Genomic DNA, 5,310 nt, shown 5'->3' on the forward strand with positions numbered 1-5,310 from the left:
CCACGGGGGCGTCGATGCAGCGCAGGCCCAGGCCCGCGAGATCGGCGGCGATGCGGTCTGTCTCGACCGCGTCGCCCGTGCTCATTTCGATGACCAGGGCGCCCGGATTCAAACCCGCGGCCGCGCCGTCGGCGCCGAAGAGGGCGTCGCGGACATGGGCGGAGGTGGGCAGCATGGTGATCGCCACATCGCAGCCGCTTGCGGCATCCCGCGGGGTGGAGGCGCGCCGGAAGCCGGTATCGGCCAATCGCTCCATGGCCGCGGGCACGACGTCGTAGCCTGATACTGCATACCCCTGCGCGGCCAGGTTGCGCAGCATCGCGCTCCCCATGACGCCCAGGCCCAGGAATGCGATGCGGGGTGATTCGGTGTGTTCCATGGGGCTTGCTCCGGTGTGGTCAGCTGCCTAGCCGTGCACTGGTGCTGCTGCGCGGCGGCGCGGTGGTGTCGCGGACGATCAGTTCCAGTTCGATGCAGACGTTCTCGGGCGGCGTGTCGGCGTCGGCCGCCAGCAGAATGCTGGCGGCGCGCTGGCCCAGTTCGAAGGCCGGCACGTTCAGGGTGGTGATGCCTGGCCGGCAATGGGCCGCCATTTCGATGTTGTCGAAGCCTGTGATTGAAATCTGCTCGGGCACGCGCAGGTTTTGCCACAGGCACTCCTGCAGCGCGCCGTAGGCCAGGATGTCGTTGCCGCACATGACCGCGGTGGGCGGCTCGGGCAGGCGCAGCAGCGCGGCCATGGCGCGCCGCGCTTCCGGCACGGTGTAGGGCTTTTCGATGACGTACAGCGGCGGCAGGTCGATGCTGCGGCGCTTGAGCGCGCGCGTGAAGCCGGCCACGCGGTCGGCGGCGCGGTCGTTGTCCTTGGAAATGCCGGCGATCACGCCGAGGCGGCGGTGGCCGATGTCCAGCAAGTAGTCGGCGATGCGCTGCGCCGCGGCCGCGTTGTCCCAGCCCACCATGGGCCAGGCGTCGGCGGCGTCGTAGTGGCAGGTGGTGACGAAGGGGATGCCCTTGGACTGCAGCAGCTCGTAGATCTCGGGGTCGCGGCTGCGCCCGACCAGCATCATGGCGTCCACGCCGCGCTCGATCAGCGCCCGCACTTCGCCGGCTTCGCGCGCCGGGCTGTAGTTGGTGCTGGCCAGCAGCAGCTGGTAGCCGTGTTCATGGATGGTCTGCTGCATGCCGTCGACCAGCTTGGCGAACAGCGCACTGTCCACGGTGGGAATGATGGCACCCATGGTGCGGGTCTTGCGCGACGCCAGCGAACGGGCAGCGCCGTGCGGCACGTAGCCAGCTTCCGCCAGCAGCGCCATGGCGCGGGCGCGCAGGTCCGGCCGTACTTGTTCAGGGTGGTTCAACACCCGCGACAAGGTGGCCGAGGAGATGCCGCCGCTGGCGGCAATCGACTTCAGGGTGTCCCCGGATAGAGGAGCGGACTTTCGCTTCATTTTTTGAAAGCGCTTTCAGAAATTGGATGATGTGAATATACAGTTATTGAAACGCTGTGGGCGATTTCTAGGGTTTTCTCGGGGTTGAATGAGATGGCCGCGCGCTTATTCTCTGTATGCGCTTTCAAAAAACCGAGCCCAGACGCAGATCCGGGCCTGCTATCCGGGGAATGCCGCGGCAGCTCGCGCATGCAGACCGGAATCCACTATCTGGAGACTAAGCATGTCGAGAATCCCCCGCATCCTGGGTCTGTGCCTGGCGCCGCTGGGCGCCTTGCTGTTGAGCCCGTCCGTGTCGGCCCAGGCGCCGACGCCCATCAAGGTCAGCTACCAGATTGCCTATTGGGCGCTGCCGATCTACATCGCCACGGAAAAGAACTGGTGGGCCGAAGCGGGCCTGAAGCCGGAATTCGTGGTGTATCCGGCGGGCGCGCAACAGATCGCCGGCGCCGCGTCCAAGTCCTGGGACGTGGGCGGCACGGGCTCGCCGCCGGCGGTGCTGGGCGCGCAGCGCTACGGCATCGTGACGCTGGGCGTCACCAATGATGAATCGACCGCCAACGGCGTGATGGCGCGCAAGGAGAACGCCGCGGCCGTGCGCAGCAATGCGGCCAAGGAAGTGAAGGGCAAGCAGATCCTGCTCAGCCCGAACTCCACGGGCGAGTACGCGACCATGGCCTGCCTGAAGAAGTGGGGCATGCAGCGCAGCGACGTCAGCGTGGTGACACTCGCTCCGGCGCAATTGGTGTCCGCCTTCACTGGCGGTAATGGCATGCTGGCCGGCACCTGGGCGCCCAATTTCTACACGCTTAACGAGCAGAGCGGCGCGGAAGTCGTATGCAACGGCAAGGACGCGGGCGTGATGATCCCGGGCGCGCTGGTGGCGCGCGGCGAATTCGCGCAGCAGAACCCGGACGCGGTCGCCAAGTTCCTGGCGGTGTACCTGCGGGCCGTCAGCTTCGAGAAGAACAACAAGGCGGAAGCCATGGGCTATCTGCGCAAGCTGTTCCAGGCCAACGGCATCAAGCTCAACGACGGCTATCTGGGGCAGGAATTGGAACGGCCGATCTTCACGCTGGACGAGCAGCTCAAGCTGATGTCGCGCGCCGGCGGCAAGTCCACGCTGGACAACGCCTATGAAGCCCTGTCCGGCTACCTGAAGGGCGTGGGCACGCTCACCGAGGTGCCGGATCCCAAGACCTACATCACGGACGACTACATGAAGCGCGTCGACCAGACCCCGGCGCTCAAGACCTTCGCCAACAAGACCAACTGAGCCGCATCCATTCTTCCGCGAGGCCACACCATGGCAGTAAGCAAGCTCAAATCCGCGGCCAGGCAGCCCCAGGGCAACGAGGCCGCCGCGCGCGAAGTCGCCGCCGAGATGCTGGCGAACATCAAGTCCGGCGGCGAGGCCGCGGTGCGCGACTACGCCCGTCGGCTGGACAAATGGGAGGGGGATATCCTGGTCGGCGCCGCCGAGATCGAACGGCGTACCGCAGCCATACCCGACGGCATCAAGCGCGACATCGAGTTCGCCGCCGGCCAGGTGCGCAAGTTCGCGCAGGCGCAGATGGCTTCGGTGCGCGAGTTCGAACTGGAGCTGGCGCCGGGCCTGGTCGCCGGGCAGCGGCTGATACCTGTCAACGTGGCAGGCTGCTACGTGCCCACGGGGCGTTATGCGCACATCGCCTCGGCCTACATGAGCATTGCCACCGCCAAGGCGGCCGGGGTGCCCACGGTCATCGCCTGCTCCACGCCCTACCGCGGCGAGGGCATACATCCGCAGGTGCTGTACGCCATGAAGGTGGCGGGCGTGGACGCGGTGATGACGCTGGGGGGCGTGCAGGCAATCGCGGCCATGGCCTACGGCCTGTTCACCGGCAAGCCGGCCGACATCATCGTCGGGCCGGGCAACAAATTCGTGGCGGAGGCCAAGCGCATGCTGTTCGGCAGCGTGGGCATCGACGTCTTCGCCGGCCCGTCGGAGGTCTGCATCATCGCCGACGCCTCGGCGGATCCGGCCATCGTCGCCTCCGACCTGGTGGGGCAGGCCGAGCATGGGCATGAGTCGCCGGCCTGGCTGATTACCACTGACCGTGTCCTGGCCGAATCCGTGCTGCGGCGGGTGCCTGAGCTGATCGAGTCCTTGCCGCCGACCGCGCGGGACGCGGCCGGCGCCGCCTGGCGCGACTATGGCGAGGTGGTGCTGTGCGATACCCGGGAAGAAGCGGTGGAGGTCTCGGACCGCTACGCCAGCGAACATCTGGAGGTCCATTGCGAGGACCTGGACTGGTGGTTCCGGCGCCTGACCTGCTACGGCTCGTTGTTCCTCGGCGAGGAAACCACGGTGGCGTTCGGCGACAAGGCCAGCGGCACCAACCACATCCTGCCGACCAAGGGCGCGGCGCGCTATTCGGGCGGCCTGTCGGTGCACAAGTTCATCAAGACCGTCACCTGGCAGCGCATGACGCGCCAGGCCAGCCGCGACACCGCCCAGGTCACTGCCCGGATCTCGCGCCTGGAAGGCATGGAGGCGCATGCGCGCACGGCGGACGACCGCCTGGCCAAGTACTTCCCCCAGGAATCCTTCGAACTGGGCGAACCCGTGCGGGAGTGAGGCCATCATGCAGAACGACATGTCCCGCCTGTTCGATCTGGATGGCCGCGTCGCGTTGGTAAGCGGCGGCAGTTCCGGCATCGGCAAGGCCATCGGCCTGGCGCTGGCGCGGGCCGGCGCCAGCGTGGTGCTGGTGGCGCGGCGCGAGCAGGAGCTGGCTTTCGCCGCAGGCGAGTTCGAAGACGAAGGGCTGCGCGCGCGCGCCTTGCCCTGCGATCTGGCCGACCGCGATGCGCTGAGTGGGTTTTCCGCCCGCGCGGCGCGACCGTTCGGCGCGCCCGACATCCTGGTCAACGCCTCGGGCATCAATGTGCGCAAGCCCTTCGAGGACACCGCCGATGAGGACTGGGACCGTTCGCTGGCAATCAACCTGACCGCGCCGTTCCTGCTGACCCGCGCGCTGGCGCCGGCCATGCGCGAGCGCGGCTGGGGCCGCATCATCAACATCACCTCGTTGCAGTGCGTGCGCGCCTTTCCGGACAGCGCGCCCTATGGCGCGTCCAAGGGCGGCCTGATGCAGCTGACCCGCGCCATCGCCGAGTACTGGTCGCGCCACGGCATCACCTGCAACGCGATCGCGCCGGGCTTTTTCGAGACGCCGCTGACCGCATCCGTGATGAGCGATCCGGCCCGCGTGCAGGCGCTGGCCGCCAACACCATGATCGGGCGCAACGGCCGGCTGGAGGACTTGCACGGCGCGGCCGTGTTCCTGGCGAGCGAGGCCTCGGCCTACATCACCGGGCAGACCCTGTTCATAGACGGCGGCTTTTCGGCCCGCTGACCGGAATCTCCGTGGAGTCCCGCCATGAAAGCCCTTGTCTACACCGCGCCCAGCCAGCTGACGTACCGCGAGGAACCCGATCCGGTGCAGGCGGACGGCGACGCGCTGCTGCGCATCGAGGCCGTGGGCATCTGCGGCTCTGACATGCACGCTTATCACGGGCATGACCCGCGCCGCAATCCGCCGCTGATTCTGGGACACGAGTTCGTCGGCACGCGGGTGGGCGGCAGCCGCGCCGGCCAGCGGGTCACCGGCAACCCGCTGATCCATTGCGGCCACTGCGATTTCTGCGTCCAGGGCCGCAACAATCTGTGCCGCAACCGCAGCATGGTGGGCATGACGCGCCCCGGCGCGTTCGCCGAATTCATGGCCATACCCGAGCGCTGCCTGATTCCCGTGCCGCAGGATATGCCGGCCGCCGCCGCCGCGCTGACCGAACCGGCGGCCACCGCCTTGCA

General features: G+C 67.7%; 6 protein-coding genes. 4 read left to right on the top strand and 2 right to left on the bottom strand.

The window, feature by feature from the left end; genetic code table 11:
- On the bottom strand, positions 1-379 hold a 379-nt coding region (locus VIR09_RS02500; protein ID WP_332011452.1), incomplete at its 3' end, for an NAD(P)-binding domain-containing protein.
- Between the two features lie 19 nt (positions 380-398).
- Positions 399-1,451, bottom strand: a complete 1,053-nt coding sequence (locus VIR09_RS02505) for a substrate-binding domain-containing protein (RefSeq protein ID WP_332011453.1) — start codon at positions 1,449-1,451, stop codon at positions 399-401.
- Positions 1,452-1,674: 223 nt separating this feature from the next.
- Between VIR09_RS02505 and VIR09_RS02510 the strand changes: the two genes are divergently transcribed.
- The 4 genes from VIR09_RS02510 to VIR09_RS02525 form a co-directional block, all read left to right on the top strand.
- Positions 1,675-2,727 (top strand): ABC transporter substrate-binding protein, encoded by a 1,053-nt coding sequence (locus tag VIR09_RS02510; RefSeq protein WP_332011454.1) that lies wholly within the window; start codon positions 1,675-1,677, stop codon positions 2,725-2,727.
- Positions 2,728-2,757: 30 nt separating this feature from the next.
- Positions 2,758-4,071 carry a histidinol dehydrogenase gene (hisD, locus tag VIR09_RS02515; RefSeq protein ID WP_332011455.1) on the top strand — a complete coding sequence of 438 codons (1,314 nt, stop codon included), beginning with the start codon at positions 2,758-2,760 and terminating at the stop codon, positions 4,069-4,071.
- Between the two features lie 7 nt (positions 4,072-4,078).
- Entirely contained in the window at positions 4,079-4,852 is a 774-nt protein-coding gene (locus tag VIR09_RS02520) for an SDR family NAD(P)-dependent oxidoreductase (RefSeq protein WP_332011456.1), read from the top strand.
- A 24-nt stretch (positions 4,853-4,876) separates the two neighbouring features.
- Positions 4,877-5,310 (top strand): alcohol dehydrogenase catalytic domain-containing protein (locus VIR09_RS02525; RefSeq protein WP_332011457.1); only part of this gene is annotated, 434 nt, incomplete at its 3' end.

Origin of the sequence: Achromobacter sp., assembly GCF_036567245.1 — a bacterium.
Taxonomy (GTDB): domain Bacteria; phylum Pseudomonadota; class Gammaproteobacteria; order Burkholderiales; family Burkholderiaceae_B; genus Achromobacter.

Bases quoted from the DNA above. Each gene is read 5' to 3' on its own strand.
- VIR09_RS02510 (WP_332011454.1), top strand. From the start codon at position 1,675: ATGTCGAGAATCCCCCGCATCCTGGGTCTGTGCCTGGCGCCGCTGGGC.
- VIR09_RS02520 (WP_332011456.1), top strand. From the start codon at position 4,079: ATGCAGAACGACATGTCCCGCCTGTTCGATCTGGATGGCCGCGTCGCG.
- VIR09_RS02505 (WP_332011453.1), bottom strand. From the start codon at position 1,451: ATGAAGCGAAAGTCCGCTCCTCTATCCGGGGACACCCTGAAGTCGATT.
- hisD (WP_332011455.1), top strand. From the start codon at position 2,758: ATGGCAGTAAGCAAGCTCAAATCCGCGGCCAGGCAGCCCCAGGGCAAC.